Source organism: Eggerthella sinensis, assembly GCF_003339815.1.
In the GTDB taxonomy this organism is placed as follows: domain Bacteria; phylum Actinomycetota; class Coriobacteriia; order Coriobacteriales; family Eggerthellaceae; genus Eggerthella; species Eggerthella sinensis.
In genome coordinates this window covers 1-12,638 of the sequence record NZ_PPTT01000048.1, presented here as the reverse complement: position 1 = coordinate 12,638, position 12,638 = coordinate 1, and the positions used below count along the sequence as shown (strand labels likewise).

General features: G+C 61.5%; 19 protein-coding genes. 12 read left to right on the top strand and 7 right to left on the bottom strand.

What is annotated here, in order from left to right:
- The first annotated feature begins 420 nt into the window (after positions 1 to 420).
- Complete coding sequence (locus C1876_RS16825) at positions 421 to 1,014, top strand: TetR/AcrR family transcriptional regulator (RefSeq protein WP_114547877.1); 594 nt, start codon at positions 421 to 423, stop codon at positions 1,012 to 1,014.
- Positions 1,015 to 1,103: 89 nt separating this feature from the next.
- Here the strand turns inward: C1876_RS16825 and C1876_RS16820 are convergent, their stop codons facing one another.
- The 6 genes from C1876_RS16820 to C1876_RS16800 all read right to left on the bottom strand — a co-directional run bounded on the left by C1876_RS16820 (position 1,104) and on the right by C1876_RS16800 (position 5,950).
- Positions 1,104 to 1,940, bottom strand: a complete 837-nt coding sequence (locus C1876_RS16820) for an EbhA (RefSeq protein ID WP_114547876.1) — start codon at positions 1,938 to 1,940, stop codon at positions 1,104 to 1,106.
- A 107-nt stretch (positions 1,941 to 2,047) separates the two neighbouring features.
- On the bottom strand, positions 2,048 to 2,521 hold the full coding sequence (locus C1876_RS16815; protein WP_114547875.1) for a hypothetical protein: 474 nt from the start codon (positions 2,519 to 2,521) through the stop codon (positions 2,048 to 2,050).
- 408 nt (positions 2,522 to 2,929) lie between these two features.
- Complete coding sequence (locus C1876_RS16810; RefSeq protein WP_114547874.1) at positions 2,930 to 4,057, bottom strand: site-specific integrase; 1,128 nt, start codon at positions 4,055 to 4,057, stop codon at positions 2,930 to 2,932.
- Between the two features lie 80 nt (positions 4,058 to 4,137).
- Complete coding sequence (locus tag C1876_RS17675) at positions 4,138 to 4,305, bottom strand: hypothetical protein (RefSeq protein WP_158544733.1); 168 nt, start codon at positions 4,303 to 4,305, stop codon at positions 4,138 to 4,140.
- A gap of 86 nt (positions 4,306 to 4,391) precedes the next feature.
- On the bottom strand, positions 4,392 to 5,291 hold the full coding sequence (locus C1876_RS16805; protein WP_123269765.1) for a DUF2806 domain-containing protein: 900 nt from the start codon (positions 5,289 to 5,291) through the stop codon (positions 4,392 to 4,394).
- Positions 5,291 to 5,950, bottom strand: a complete 660-nt coding sequence (locus C1876_RS16800; RefSeq protein WP_158544732.1) for a LexA family protein — start codon at positions 5,948 to 5,950, stop codon at positions 5,291 to 5,293. Before C1876_RS16800 ends, C1876_RS16805 begins: the two co-directional genes overlap by 1 nt.
- A gap of 122 nt (positions 5,951 to 6,072) precedes the next feature.
- On the opposite strand from C1876_RS16800, the gene C1876_RS16795 reads away from it, so the two are divergent.
- The 3 genes from C1876_RS16795 (at position 6,073) to C1876_RS16785 (ending at position 7,068) form a co-directional block, all read left to right on the top strand.
- Positions 6,073 to 6,285, top strand: a complete 213-nt coding sequence (locus tag C1876_RS16795) for a helix-turn-helix domain-containing protein (protein WP_114547871.1) — start codon at positions 6,073 to 6,075, stop codon at positions 6,283 to 6,285.
- On the top strand, positions 6,282 to 6,662 hold the full coding sequence (locus C1876_RS16790; RefSeq protein WP_114547870.1) for a hypothetical protein: 381 nt from the start codon (positions 6,282 to 6,284) through the stop codon (positions 6,660 to 6,662). The genes C1876_RS16795 and C1876_RS16790 overlap by 4 nt, the downstream gene beginning before the upstream one ends.
- Before the next feature lie 178 nt (positions 6,663 to 6,840).
- Positions 6,841 to 7,068 carry a hypothetical protein gene (locus C1876_RS16785; protein ID WP_114547869.1) on the top strand — a complete coding sequence of 76 codons (228 nt, stop codon included), beginning with the start codon at positions 6,841 to 6,843 and terminating at the stop codon, positions 7,066 to 7,068.
- Here C1876_RS16785 and C1876_RS16780 read toward each other — a convergent pair.
- Complete coding sequence (locus tag C1876_RS16780) at positions 7,043 to 7,258, bottom strand: hypothetical protein (RefSeq protein WP_114547868.1); 216 nt, start codon at positions 7,256 to 7,258, stop codon at positions 7,043 to 7,045. The genes C1876_RS16785 and C1876_RS16780 overlap by 26 nt on opposite strands.
- 104 nt (positions 7,259 to 7,362) lie before the next feature.
- On the opposite strand from C1876_RS16780, the gene C1876_RS16775 reads away from it, so the two are divergent.
- From C1876_RS16775 to C1876_RS16745, 8 genes are all read left to right on the top strand, one after another.
- Entirely contained in the window at positions 7,363 to 7,719 is a 357-nt protein-coding gene (locus C1876_RS16775) for a hypothetical protein (protein ID WP_114547867.1), read from the top strand.
- A gap of 124 nt (positions 7,720 to 7,843) precedes the next feature.
- Complete coding sequence (locus tag C1876_RS16770; RefSeq protein WP_148044595.1) at positions 7,844 to 8,047, top strand: hypothetical protein; 204 nt, start codon at positions 7,844 to 7,846, stop codon at positions 8,045 to 8,047.
- A complete protein-coding gene (locus C1876_RS18170; protein WP_274542582.1) occupies positions 8,034 to 8,156 on the top strand; it encodes a hypothetical protein in 123 nt (40 codons plus the stop codon). Before C1876_RS16770 ends, C1876_RS18170 begins: the two co-directional genes overlap by 14 nt.
- Positions 8,157 to 8,158: 2 nt before the next feature.
- On the top strand, positions 8,159 to 8,530 hold the full coding sequence (locus C1876_RS16765) for a hypothetical protein (protein WP_114547865.1): 372 nt from the start codon (positions 8,159 to 8,161) through the stop codon (positions 8,528 to 8,530).
- Complete coding sequence (locus tag C1876_RS16760; protein WP_114547864.1) at positions 8,527 to 9,081, top strand: hypothetical protein; 555 nt, start codon at positions 8,527 to 8,529, stop codon at positions 9,079 to 9,081. The genes C1876_RS16765 and C1876_RS16760 overlap by 4 nt, the downstream gene beginning before the upstream one ends.
- Before the next feature lie 36 nt (positions 9,082 to 9,117).
- On the top strand, positions 9,118 to 10,410 hold the full coding sequence (locus tag C1876_RS16755) for a ParB/RepB/Spo0J family partition protein (RefSeq protein WP_114547863.1): 1,293 nt from the start codon (positions 9,118 to 9,120) through the stop codon (positions 10,408 to 10,410).
- A gap of 1 nt (position 10,411) precedes the next feature.
- A complete protein-coding gene (locus C1876_RS16750; RefSeq protein WP_114547862.1) occupies positions 10,412 to 11,806 on the top strand; it encodes an AAA family ATPase in 1,395 nt (464 codons plus the stop codon).
- Between the two features lie 2 nt (positions 11,807 to 11,808).
- On the top strand, positions 11,809 to 12,638 hold an 830-nt coding region (locus C1876_RS16745; protein WP_114547861.1), incomplete at its 3' end, for an ATP-binding protein.

The following is a 12,638-nucleotide window of genomic DNA, read 5'->3' as shown; positions in this document are numbered from 1 at the left end:
CGACGGGCACCTTCTCGGAGGTCGCGGGCTCCTCGGGCGGGATCATCGAGTAGTCGCAGCGGCCGACGATGACGCGCTTCAGCGGATCCCAGTCGTTCCAAGAGCTGACTATCTTCGCCATGACAGTAGTCTCCTTTCAAAAGACTTAGAGGTGGAAGCCCCACCTCCCCATACACGCATTTTGCTGTGTGGCAACTGGGGAAACAAGCGCCGCAGGGGCGCAGGTGTCGCATCGGGTTTGCACAGGATGGGGTCGCCGTCCGTTTGACGTGACATATGATTGAAACTGTCTTTTTTGCGTGACGTTCGACGGAAAACGTCACGTACAACGCGATGGGTTCGGGCGGTATGTTTTCATGGAACGGTCGCGTGAAGGCGTTCGTGCCACGCGGGCGCCGATTCTCAAGGAAAGGGGTTCGCATGTTGCCGAATTTAGCGCGTGGGGAAGACGTGTTCGACTCGCCCGAGTTGCGTACGAAGATGAAGATTCTCCATGCCGTGGATAAGTCGCTCGACCGCATCACCATTGCGGAGATCTGCGAGAACGCGGGCATCTCGCGCCAAACGTTCTACCGTCACTTCGAGAGCAAGTACGACATCCCGTGGTGGCATTCCATCTTCTGCCGGCAGTTCTACCTCAACGAAATCGGCCGCACGATCGGATGGAAGACGGGGTACTACCATCATATGCGCCTGATCTCGCAGGAGCGCGATTTCTACCGGAAGTCCATTCAGTACAGCATCAACACGCCGTTCGGGCAGACGGTGATGCCCGAGAATCGCAAGACCGTGCTGCTCGACACGCTCGAGAACCACCGTCACGTCACGGTCAACGACAACATGCGCTTCATCGTGGAGGTGTTCTCGAAGCTGGAATGCGAGGTGCTCAACGACTGGTTCCGCTCCGATCAGCCCACCGACCTCGTGCGATGGACCGACGACCTGGTGAGCCTCGTGCCCGACCGCCTGTACCGCGCCCTCAAAATCGACGAGCCGAACTCCATCCCGCTGTAACGTCGCGCACGAAAAAGGCCAGGCGCGGGAGCGTCTGGCCGGGAAGTTTCGTGGAGTTCCGAATAGTCTTTCCTGCTGCGAGGCTGCGTTTAGCGAAGCTCGATCAGGTTGTTCGTGATTTGCTGTTCGAGTTCGTTTTGCTGGGTTGCCGTCAGCTCGTTGGACGTGCGAACCAGGACGGTTCCTATCACACTATGGGAGCCGTTTGCGAGGATGGTGCCATCGAATCCCGACAGATACGCGCGCCTTTTCTCGGCTTCGTCGGCCGTGCTGTACACCTCGATACTTCCTCCGCCAACGGTTCCGACTTCGATGATGTCGCCGCTGTCTTCGAATATCTTTGACCGATCAACCTGGGAGTCGGAGAAGAACACGCATGTCGTGTATCCTCCTGCCTTGTTCAGATTTCCGTTGGGGTCGTGGTCTTCCGTGACGGCCGCCATGCCCGTTATCGTCGGGATGCCCTGCAAGCGTTCGACGATGAAGGCCTCCGCGGGGTTCGTAACCTGCTTCATTTGTTTCACGCTGTTCGTAAGGGCTTGCTTCTTGTCGTCCAAGTCGGCAATTTGTTCCGAATAATCGAGCGGTTTGCCCAGTTCGGCCGCGGCTTCTACGATATCGTCCGTTCCCGATGGCATCTCGGGGATTTCCCTCATTGCAGCGCGTGCGGTGGTGACGGAGGTTTGAGCATCCGACAGGGTGGCTGACTCGAGCGGCGTCTCGTTTTCGTCAATGACGGATTGAATCTTGTCTATTGCGGAGGATAGGTCGGCGTTTTTTGATCGGATATCCTCTGCAGCGGCGTTGAACGTTGCCGTCGCCTCGCTGTGCGGCTTCTCGAACAAAAAATACCAACAGCCGGCGGTGGCAGCCACTGCTGCCACCGCGATTGCGGAGACAATCGCAGCCTTCATTCCCTTTTTCATCCCAACCTCTTCTCTATGGTTTGATTTCCCTCGTATCCCATGCATCAACACCGCTGACGTATTGTTTGACGCTGATCCCTGCGGAGCATCGCTGTTTCAAAATATCGCTATTTGCGATCGAAATACGAGAGTTCCCTTTTCTCGGTCGTTTCATTTTTGTAAATGTCCTCATACGTAACCGTGATGCTAATTTTGGAGAGGGTTTCTCTGAGTGCGAGTCGGGTGGGTTCATCTTCTGGCGTTATTGAAATAAGGACGATCGCGTCATTCGCGGGGATGACCCGGCTGCTTACCTCTTCGGTGAAGTCATTCCAATCCTGATCCACGTCGGTGAACATTTTGACAAGGCTGCTCGACGTCTTCCCTGCTTCATTAGAGCATACCAGGGATTTGACGATTAAGGGACCCGTTCCCTGATTTAGGACGCGAACCTGAATGAGGTTCTCGTAATCGCTCACATCGATGGAGCCTAAGGGTCGAACGGATAAGACGTTGTGCCTTCGCTGTATCCCGCACGAGACAACTGAGGTTGCAAGCGAGCAAACGGCGATAACGACGGCGGCTAGTGCGAGGTAGTCCATATTGATTCCTCTCTTTGTGCCAGCACGTGCATTATACGCGCTGGCACATATGCTCGACGGGCTCGTGGGCGCGATGGGAGGTGAGAACCGCCAGCGCCATGGAAAGAACGGCATGCGCCACGGGGACTGCAACGTCCTTCTCTTCCAGTCTACAGGGCATGGCGCCTTTTTTGTTGTGGGCGATCGAATGGGTTTGGCGACTCGCAAGAATATGGAAGGCCGAACGCTTTATCGCGCCCGGCCTGGGGTTTCGTGGAGCCAGTGACAGGAATCGAACCTGCAACCCACAGTTTACAAAGCCGTTCTACATCTATCTGGGCACGTTGTTATCGCAGTTCAAAGTTATATCTGGAGCGGATAATATGCAACTTCGTGCAACATGCGATACGGCACTGTTGCGCTGAACGGCTACGACGAGGCGTCGGCTATCAGCTCCTCGAGCAGGTCGGCGATCATCGTCATGCCCCTCCTGGTGGCCCGCTGGTAGTTCCTCCCGCGCGTCGTGCCGTCCGCGTGCCCCATGGCAAGCGACACCAGCGAGTCGGGCGAGCCGGCCTCGCCGTGCATGACCGAGAACGACTTGCGCAGGCTTCCGGGGTTGACGTAGTCCACGCCGTTGCGCTGGCACCACATTCGGTAGTTGTGCGTGACGGTGGCCGGCGACGGGTAGTCGTACGCTCCCCAGGGCTCTCCGTCCTCGTGCGGCCTGCCGCTCCCGCAGACCGGTCCGGAGCCCTCGCAAACTTCCAGCAGGCGCGAGGCGAAGGGCTCGCCGATGACGCCCTCGCGGGTGGAGAAGCCGTTCTTCGTGCATTTGAGCTCGCGGCCGCTGCGCGTGGGCACCAGGGCCTTGTCGACGTTGACGAGGGCGTAGAGCCTGCCCCGATGGTTCCAGGGAGCCACGTCCTCCTTGAGGAGAGCGTTTGCCTCCTCCGGACGCAGGCCGCCTCCGACTTCGGCGAGCAGCAGGCCCTCGTACTTGATGCCGCGGATCGACTCCATCCATTCCGGGACTTCCGACGCGTCGAGCAGGCGCCGCCGCGCCGCCGTCGCCGTTTTCATGCGCACATAGCGGTCAACCGGGTTCCGCTCGCGCAGGCCGGCGCGGATCGCGATGTTGAACATCTTCTTCCACAGCGCGTACGCCGAGCGCTGCACCCAGGCCGACGCGATCTCGGCGAGCACGCGCTCCACCTGCTCGCTCGTGGTCCCGGCCACCTTTGTGTTCCCTATGCGCGGCTTCAGCTCGCGATGCCATACGCGCTCGTAGCCCTCGACGGTGCGGGTCTGCAGGCCGTCGCGCTCGAACGACGGGACGACCTTCGAGGCCCAGAGCTGAGAGTAGGTGGTGCGATCGTCGAAGCCGGTCTTTCCGACGAGCCTCCTTGCGAGCTCTATCTCCGCATCCTCCCGAGTGCCGTGGACGATGGGGGAGCGCTGGTTGCGGCTTCCGTCTTCTTTGGGCGGGTCGTCCCAGTATATGCGGTATCTGTTGTGGCTCAGGTACTGGATGTGCCCGAAATTCGAGCGCGACATGGTACAATCACCTTGCCTTTCCGTTCAGGTTGGGTAGCACCCCCGTCAGTCCGCCAAGATAGCCGGGGGTGCAATTGTGTCTAGAGCTTCTTCCCGATTTTCTTCAGCTCGTCGAGGATCCATGCCAGCGCCAGCACGGTGGCTCCTATGCCGAATATCATCGCGCCGTTGACCAGGTTTCCGAGGAACAAGGCGAAGAGGCCGATCACGATGACGACGGCTGCCAGGATTTGAAGTATTGCGGTCATTTGGGGTCCTTTCGACGAGATAATGAGTCACGTAAGCGAGGCAACTAAATCATCACCAGCGTTATACGGCGGGTCTTTAGGCCCGATCAAATGTCCTTCACCGAAATCCCAGATGTCTCGAAGTGCCCTATTAAACTGCTTTTGAGTTCGTCTCCGCATGCGAATTCAAACAAGGTCGACAACTCCATCCCACTATCGGTAAACATAAACCCCGGCATATCTATATCGATAACGGTCTCCGTTGTATTGGAGAGCAAGAGTCTGCTCGATCCGTACATCATCATGGAAGTTCCGACTGGGATGTGTACAACCCGGTGGCTTCCTGAGGCGATGAGTCCTATCGAGTCTATCGTATTCAATTCACCGAGGCTTACACTACCGCCGTTGAATGAGTCTGTGGTTCCTTCGTCCATAACCAAGCAAGATGCAGGAGCGTTGACTTCGTTCCCAATCAAAAATGTACCGAGGGCGTTGGCGCATAGCTTTTTGAATATCTCGACTTCTTTCATGCTCATAGCATCAACTATTGCTATCGTTCTATTCGAAAAACTGCCTTCGTGTTCCATTTCGCCTGCAAGTATCTTTCCTAGCGTTTCCCGCATATAATCCTCAGTGGCCTTTTCCGCAGCTGGGAGCCAGTGACCGTTGAACCTATCGCTCGGCAGTGAATACTCCTTATCTTCTTCCAAAGAGTCTTCGGCGTATCTCATGGTGGCAGCAACGTTGGTTAAGCGGTCGGCACCCCGCTTGATTTCGTAAGCCTGGCATAGCGCGTATTGCGGCGGCGTTCCCATTGATACAAGATCGTCTGCGATCTCCTTAAGGCTTCCGAAGAATGCGCGATCCCTTTTTGAGTAGATCATCTCGGCTGCTTCCGGATCGATCGCCTCGCGAATCTTTCTTATGATTCCTTTCTTGCTGTATTGGTTGTCGGGTGCGTGATAGTGAAACTCTCCTTTTATCCCGTTAATTTCTGGATCTAGCATCAGAACCCCCAATCGAACGGGATTACGTACCAAACCACTTTGCCAATCACAGTAACGGTCTCCGTGTCGTCCTCGTTGTAGTTGAACGTTTGCACCGGGTACGTCGGGTCGGTCGAGTCGGGCACGAGCTGGAACCCGTTCGCGAGTTTCTTTACGCGTTTGATCGTTGCATCAAAGCCATTGACGCAGACGGCGTACGGGTCGTTGTCCTTGACCACTTCCTCGCGCGGATCCACTAATGCGTAGCAGCCGTTGGGTAGTATCCGGTTCATCGACTCCCCGTTAACCCTGAGCAGGAAAGCGTTGGGATATCGGTCGTGCATAGGAGCCGGGATGGGGTGGTAGTCGTCCACAGCGATCATCTCGATCGGGATTCCGGCTGCTATCGATCCGTAGAGGGGTACCTCGACAAACGAGTTTTTGCTTGCGCCGAATAAGTTTTCGTCGTGCGTGACTTCGCCGTTCAATATGGCGGATAGAGGAATATGAAATATTCGGGCTATCTCGGCGATCATCTCGATGTCGGGAGCATTCGCTCCGTTTACCCAGTTGTTTACTGTCTGTTTTGATACACCGAGCTTATCTGCGAACTTGACTCGGCTTCCTTCTTTATCAACAAGTGACCTGACCGCGTCAAGAACGTTGTTTCTAACCGTCATAAAACTCACCTCCAGATTGGAGTGTACAGAAATTCGGTACATTAGTAAAGATTTTCTTGCCAATAAAGAAAATCAGTACTATAGTGAGTAAAGTAATCCAGTACTTATAGGAAGGAGGTCTTATGATTTATGAGCGGATTGCCGATTACTTACAGGAAAACGGTTTCGTCCAGGCTTCGGTGGCGCGCAAGTCTGGCATGACTGAACAAGCTCTCTCAGATTCGCTTAGGGGCGTCCGTCGCTTGACGGCAGAGGAGTATGTCGCCATCTGCCACACGCTGAATGTTGACACAGGATTATTCGATGAGCGAGCGAACGCGGAGGTGCGTGCATGACCCACCCGAACGACATCTTCGATCCGCTGGCGATCACGTTCGTCGATGCCGACGAGTCGGCAGCTGAGACGCTCGCCAGCTGGAAGGCCGCTGATCGTTTCGGCCCGATGGACAAGGAGGCCCCGATGCTCTCCGACCTTAGGTACGTAGGACTTTGGACTGATCTTTTCAGGATCGCGGCAGAGTCGTCGGATGGCAGCGCGGAGTCACTCAAGCAGCTGATGCATAACAGCCTGACGGTCGCGTTCTTCGCGTCAAGGTTATACGAGCGCGTCCGCTCCGAGTTGAACGGAGGCGATAGCGACGGGGGCCGGCCGGGTTCCTGCGTCGAAACGCCCGATGACGGCAGGGCAGCTGAGAGTTATGAGCGTGTTTGAGTTCGCAGTGCTGTTCGGGATCGCTTGCTGCGTTTTGTGGAACGTCCTAGCCGTAAAGCAGATGCTCGAGAAGCACGACGACCATGCCCCTTCTGACGACAACGACGAGGGCTAGTCGTCCCAAGGAACTTTGAGAATCGAATAGCCCGGAAGGCGGCAGCCGAAAGGAGCCGCCGATATGAGAATGAACTTCGAGTTGGAGAAGAAGCGCGAAGCTTACGAACTCAAGCTGGCTCGGCAAGTTGAGAAATTCGCCGAGCGGGTGAACGCGGGTATGGCCACCCCCGACGAGATTGCGTTCATGTCGAAGGTGGCCGACATGCTCGACCAAACGAGAAAAGACGCGCTGCGCGGAATGATTCACGACAACCTCGACACAGCTAGCCGTCTGCTCGGTTCTGTCTGATCCACTCAGCGTATTTTGCGAGCGTCAAGAACGTCAATCGGTCGGCAAACTCGATTCCGACAAGAGCGGCAGCTTCATGTGTTTTTGCAAGCTTAGCATTCTCTCGATACTGGTTTATCAGCTTGCACCTCGCTTCACCGTATTCCCCGTTGCCAAGCTCGTCGATGAAGTCCTGAATATCCTTGTCCATTCAAATCACCCCCTCTCGCATTCAACCGCATCGTACCACGCTGCCGTCCTCCGGGTTATTCGATAGGCGAAGTTCGCCGATCAACGAAAGAAGGGAGGTGAATCATGGCGACACCGAGGAAGTACCCGACCCTCGCCGAGTTCGAGGATCTCAAAGAGGCGGTCGCCCGTATCGAGGGCAAGCTCTCCACGAAGCCCGCACGCGCGTCCGTCTACACGGATGCCGAGCGGCTGGCCGACGTGCTGGGTCTCATGGACGCGTACGGCGTGCCCGTGGCCGTCGGCGACGAGCTTCGAACGCTCACGGGCGACAGCTGCGGCATCGTCAAATCTATCTCGATCGTGGCGACGTCGTGCGCGGGACTGGCGACCGTGAGCGTTTCGCTCACCGGCACGGCCCGCCTGACGGCCGTGGACATGCGGCTGCCGGGACACGCGGTCGAAAAGAAAGCCACGGCGTAAGCCGTGGCCCCGAAGAAGCGGGCGACGATTTCCCTGCCAGGAACGCCCGCCGTCGAAAGAAAGGATACCACAGATGCAAGGACGCCTGCAGTGCGGGCCCGATCTTGCGGAGCCCGTTTGCTGTATGACCGTTAAGCGCCTCGCCGCGCAGACCGGCACGAAGACGGAGAAGCTCTACGAGTACGCGGCCCGCAGGGACGACCCTCTGCCCATCCGCTACTACAAGGGCAAGGAGCGCACCGGGTTCGTGATCGTTCCCGAGCTGTACGACTGGATGTCGCGCAACACGTGCCTGTTCTCGGAGAGGAAGCGCTATGTCCAAGCCTAGGATCGACGACAAGACGCGCTCCGAGCTGTGCTTCGCGTTCGCTGCCTTCGTAGCGGTCTACGCGGTCATCGTCATAGCCGCCCGCGGCGTGGCCGAGGGATGGTGGTAGGCATGGAGCGCAACCCCGCCATGCGGGCCGCCGAGGGCGCCGTGGAGTGGGCGAAGCTGCCCTACGCGCCCGACCCCTCCATCACCAACTACGAGCGCCTGCTGCTCGACGCGCTGCACGCCGCGAAATCGACCGAAACGTGCGAGCCGATCATGCTGCAGATGCGCGGGATGGCCGCGTCGCACTGGGCGTGCCTGTCGCGCATGCTCGTGATGGACCGCCCCGAGCTCGCGGCGCGCATCCACCCGCACTACACGCCCGCCCTCGACGGCCAGGCCGGCACGACGTGGCTGCAGCTGCAGTTCGCCGCTGTCACGGGCCGCAGGCCGGCCGTGCGCAGCTGGCGGCACGCGAGGGGCGCGGTCGCCCGATGACGCGCAGGGGGTCGGCCCAGAGGCCGTGGACCACCGACGAGCTCGAACGGCTGCGCGGCATGGCGGGGCGCCTGCCCGTGCGCGAGGTCTGCCGAGAGCTCAAGCGGTCGAAGGGCGCGGTCAAGATGGCCGCTAGCCGGCTCGGGCTGTCCCTGCGCTGCTGCCGCACGCGCCTCGTGTGGTGCGACGAGTGCGCCAGCTGGAGGTCGGCCCTCGACCGGGACGGGCGCTGCCGCGTGTGCCGCATGCGCTCGCAGCTGGCGGGCCGCGAGGCGGCCTGCGCCGGGGCCCTGGCGGCGATGACGCCGGAGCAGCGCGCCGTGTACGCCGAGAGCGAATCGAGGCGCGCGACGCGGAGCTTCCCGCCGCGGCCCAGGAAGCGCGAGAGCTGCCCGGTGAGCCGCTACGAGCGCGAGAAGGCGAGGGCGGCGTACCTGCTCGAGCTGGAGGAGTGGGAGTACCGCCGCGCCCTGCTGCCGTACAACGCCGCCAAGACCAGGCTCCGGCGCATGCGCGAGGCCACGGGCACGAACCCGAGAAAATCGAAATGAGTGTTACTTTTCACAAAATGCCTGACAGGAGGGCTAATGTCTAAAACGATTGAACGCGTCTGCATCGACGACGTCTACCCGTGGGAGGACGAGTACGGCAACACGCCGCTCTCACGCGACTGGAGTATCAAGGAGAACGAGGAGTACCTGGCCGAGATGGCGCGCAGCATCGGGCCGAAGGGATCGCCGAGGGAGATGCCGATCCTCGGACGCGACGGGGGCATATACCGCATCGTTGGCGGCAACACCCGCGTGGAGGCGATGCGCAGGCTGGGAACAGCGTCCTTCGACGCCGTTGTGCTCGACGACGCCGACATGGACGACGCCGTCGCGACCGCGCTCGAGACGAACGTGAAGATGAAGTACGTGCCGTCCGACGAGAGCCGATTCGTCCAGCTGTCGATGAAGCGGTGGGACGACGAGGCGGTGGCGGCGTCCACCGGCATGGACCCGAAGCGCGTCGCGCGCATCCGCCGCGGGCTCCGCGCCGTCGGGGACCCGACGGTCTGCGAGCAGCTCACCCTCGACTGGGCCGAGGCGATCGCCCCGTTCGAAGGGGACGCGGCCGCTGTCCAGCGCCTGACGGCCTGCGGCAAGAACGAGTGGCCCAGCGTGGCGCGCACGATCGAGCGGGAACGCGAGATCAAGGCGCTGAAAAACGCTTTGGCCGCGTCGTGCGCCGAGCTCGGCATCGCCCTGCTCGACAAGGCCCCGCGCGGCGCGCGGATGCTGAAAGAGGTCTGGAACATCACGGCGGAGAACGCCAGGGGCGGGATCGAGGCCGAGGCCGACCCTGAAACCTGCGTCGTCGTCTGCAAGTCCGAGAGCTGGGGCGGAGTCAGCGTCATCGTGTACGGCAAGCCCGAAGACGTTTCCGACGACGAGGCGGAGAAGATCGCGAGCTACAACGCCCAGAAGCGCGCCATGGCGAGCGACAAGAGGCGGCGCGCCGCGTTCGTCGGGCGCCGCATGGCGGAAACCGGCATCGCGGGGCTCGGAAGCACCGGAGCCATCTTCGCCGAGGCTGCGAAGCTCAACCGGTACGACACCTCGAGGTTCTGCGAGAAAGCCGGGATCGACGAGGTGCCGATGCGCGCGAGCGAGTGGCTCATCGCAACGAAATGGGAGCAGCTCGACGGCATGACGCAGGACGAGCTCGCGGCGATCGTCAACGGCAAGAGGAAGCGGGACCATCGGGGCTACGGCAAGAGGGCGGCCGAGACGTTCCTGGCGCTTTTCGAAGCACTCGAGGCGGACGGGTACGAAGCGTCGGAGAGCGAGCTTGCGCTCGCATCGAAATGCAGGAAGACCATCGAGGAGGAGGACTAGCATGCCCGTGAAAATCAACAGCCTGGAGGTCGAGAACGTCAAGCGCGTCAAGGCGGTGGCGCTCGAGCCGGCCGAGAGCGGGCTCACCGTCATCGGCGGCCGCAACGGCCAGGGCAAGACCAGCGTGCTCGACTCGATCGCGTGGGCGCTCGGCGGCGACCGCAAGCGCCCGAGCGAGGCCAAGCGCGAGGGCAGCGCCGTCGACCCCCGCCTCAAGGTGGAGCTCTCAAACGGCGTCGTGGTCGAGCGGAAGGGCCGCAACGGCTCGCTCAAGGTGACCGACCCCGAGGGGCGCAAGGGCGGCCAGCAGCTGCTCGACTCCTTCGTGGAGGCGCTCGCGCTCGACCTGCCCAAGTTCCTGGCGATGTCCGACAAGGACAAGGCGAAGGCCCTGCTCGGCATCATCGGCGTCGGCGACGAGCTGGCGAGGCTCGAGGCGGAGGAGCAGGCGCTCTACAACCGGCGCACCGGCATCGGGCAGATGCGCGACCAGAAGCGCGGCGCCGCCGACGAGATGCCGGCGCACCCCGACGCGCCCTCCGAGCCTGTGAGCGCCATGGAGCTGATCCAGGCGCAGCAGGGGATCCTGGCCCGCAACGGCGAGAACCAGCGCAAGCGCCAGGCGGCGCGCGACATCGAGGCCGCGCGCGACAACGCGAAGCAGGAGAAGTCCAACGCGTTGGCGAGGGTGGAGGAGCTCAACCGCCAGATCGTCGCGGCCACGGCCGCGGCCAACGAGGCGGACCGCAAGCTCGACGCGCTCGAGACCGACCTCGCGGCGGCCCGCAAGACCGCCGCGGAGCTGGCCGACGAGTCGACCGCCGAGATCGAGGCGAGCCTGGCCGAGATCGAGCTGACCAACGCCAAGGTGCGCGACAACCAGCGCCGCGCCGAGGCGCAGCGCGAGGCCGACGAGCTCGACGAGCAGTACAGGGAGACGACCGCGCGCATCGAGGAGCTGCGCGAGGCCAAGATGGGCCTGCTCGAAGGGGCCGACCTGCCGCTCGCGGGCCTGGCCGTCGACAACGGGCTGCTCTCCTACGAGGGGCGGCGCTGGGACTGCATGAGCGGCTCCGAGCAGCTGCGCGTCGCCACGGCGATCGTCCGCAAGCTCAAGCCCGAGTGCGGGTTCGTGCTCGTGGACAAGCTGGAGCAGATGGACCCCGAGACCCTGCGAGAGTTCGGCGCGTGGGCCGAGGCCGAGGGCCTGCAGGTGATCGCCACCCGCGTGTCCACCGGCGGCGAGTGCTCCATCGTGATAGAGGACGGCTACGGCGGCGCGTCGCAGAGCGAGCTCGTGAACCTCGGCGTCCCGTACGCGCAGAACCAGGCCGTCTTGGACGCCGGGATCGTCGAGCCCGCCGCGCCGACGTTCAACTTCCCGAAAGGAGCATAGCCGTGAACATCAAGACAGGAACCGTCCCCTCGGCCCAGAAGGTCGTCGTGTACGGCCCGGAGGGCATCGGGAAGACCACCTTCGCCGCCGAGTTCCCGGACCCCCTCTTCATCGACACGGAGGGCGGCACCAAGCACCTCGACGTCAGGCGGGCCGACCCGTCACCGACCTCGTGGGAGATGCTGCTCGGCTACGTGCGCGAGGTAGCGGCCGACCCGTCTCTTTGCGCCACGCTCGTGATCGACACGGCCGACTGGGCCGAGCAGCTCTGCATCGCTCACGTCTGCGCCAAGCAGGGCATCAATGGCATCGAGGCTCTGAATTACGGCAAGGGCTACGTCTACGTCAAGGAGGAGTTCGGCAAGCTGCTGAACCTGCTCCAGGACGTCGTCGAGCGCGGCGTCAACGTGGTCGTGTGCGCGCACAGCCAGATCCGCAAGTTCGAGCAGCCCGACGAGATGGGAGCCTACGACCGCTGGGAGCTGAAGCTCTCGAAGCAGACCGCGCCGCTCGTCAAGGAGTGGGCCGACATGCTGCTGTTCGCCAGCTACAAGACGATCGTCACCGTCCAGGACAACGGCAAGGGCAAGGCCCAGGGCGCGCAGCGCGTCATGCGCACGGAGCACGCGGCCGCCTGGGACGCGAAGAACCGCTGCGGGCTGCCCGCGGAGGCCGGCCTCGACTATTCCGCGATCGCCGCGCACATCCCGACGCGCCAGGCGGCGGCCCCCGCGCCTCGGCCGGCGGCAGCCGAGCCTCAGGCCGCAGAGGCGCCGAAGCCCGTCAGGACCATCGTGTACAACCAGGACGGCAGCGTCGCGTCGCAGACGAC

Bases quoted from the DNA above. Each gene is read 5' to 3' on its own strand.
- C1876_RS16800 (WP_158544732.1), bottom strand. From the start codon at position 5,950: ATGACGGTTAGAAACAACGTTCTTGACGCGGTCAGGTCACTTGTTGAT.
- C1876_RS16790 (WP_114547870.1), top strand. From the start codon at position 6,282: ATGACCCACCCGAACGACATCTTCGATCCGCTGGCGATCACGTTCGTC.
- C1876_RS16780 (WP_114547868.1), bottom strand. From the start codon at position 7,258: ATGGACAAGGATATTCAGGACTTCATCGACGAGCTTGGCAACGGGGAA.
- C1876_RS16750 (WP_114547862.1), top strand. From the start codon at position 10,412: ATGCCCGTGAAAATCAACAGCCTGGAGGTCGAGAACGTCAAGCGCGTC.
- C1876_RS17675 (WP_158544733.1), bottom strand. From the start codon at position 4,305: ATGACCGCAATACTTCAAATCCTGGCAGCCGTCGTCATCGTGATCGGC.
- C1876_RS16765 (WP_114547865.1), top strand. From the start codon at position 8,159: ATGGAGCGCAACCCCGCCATGCGGGCCGCCGAGGGCGCCGTGGAGTGG.
- C1876_RS16760 (WP_114547864.1), top strand. From the start codon at position 8,527: ATGACGCGCAGGGGGTCGGCCCAGAGGCCGTGGACCACCGACGAGCTC.
- C1876_RS18170 (WP_274542582.1), top strand. From the start codon at position 8,034: ATGTCCAAGCCTAGGATCGACGACAAGACGCGCTCCGAGCTGTGCTTC.
- C1876_RS16810 (WP_114547874.1), bottom strand. From the start codon at position 4,057: ATGTCGCGCTCGAATTTCGGGCACATCCAGTACCTGAGCCACAACAGA.
- C1876_RS16825 (WP_114547877.1), top strand. From the start codon at position 421: ATGTTGCCGAATTTAGCGCGTGGGGAAGACGTGTTCGACTCGCCCGAG.
- C1876_RS16815 (WP_114547875.1), bottom strand. From the start codon at position 2,521: ATGGACTACCTCGCACTAGCCGCCGTCGTTATCGCCGTTTGCTCGCTT.
- C1876_RS16805 (WP_123269765.1), bottom strand. From the start codon at position 5,291: ATGCTAGATCCAGAAATTAACGGGATAAAAGGAGAGTTTCACTATCAC.
- C1876_RS16770 (WP_148044595.1), top strand. From the start codon at position 7,844: ATGACCGTTAAGCGCCTCGCCGCGCAGACCGGCACGAAGACGGAGAAG.
- C1876_RS16775 (WP_114547867.1), top strand. From the start codon at position 7,363: ATGGCGACACCGAGGAAGTACCCGACCCTCGCCGAGTTCGAGGATCTC.
- C1876_RS16820 (WP_114547876.1), bottom strand. From the start codon at position 1,940: ATGAAAAAGGGAATGAAGGCTGCGATTGTCTCCGCAATCGCGGTGGCA.
- C1876_RS16795 (WP_114547871.1), top strand. From the start codon at position 6,073: ATGATTTATGAGCGGATTGCCGATTACTTACAGGAAAACGGTTTCGTC.
- C1876_RS16755 (WP_114547863.1), top strand. From the start codon at position 9,118: ATGTCTAAAACGATTGAACGCGTCTGCATCGACGACGTCTACCCGTGG.
- C1876_RS16785 (WP_114547869.1), top strand. From the start codon at position 6,841: ATGAGAATGAACTTCGAGTTGGAGAAGAAGCGCGAAGCTTACGAACTC.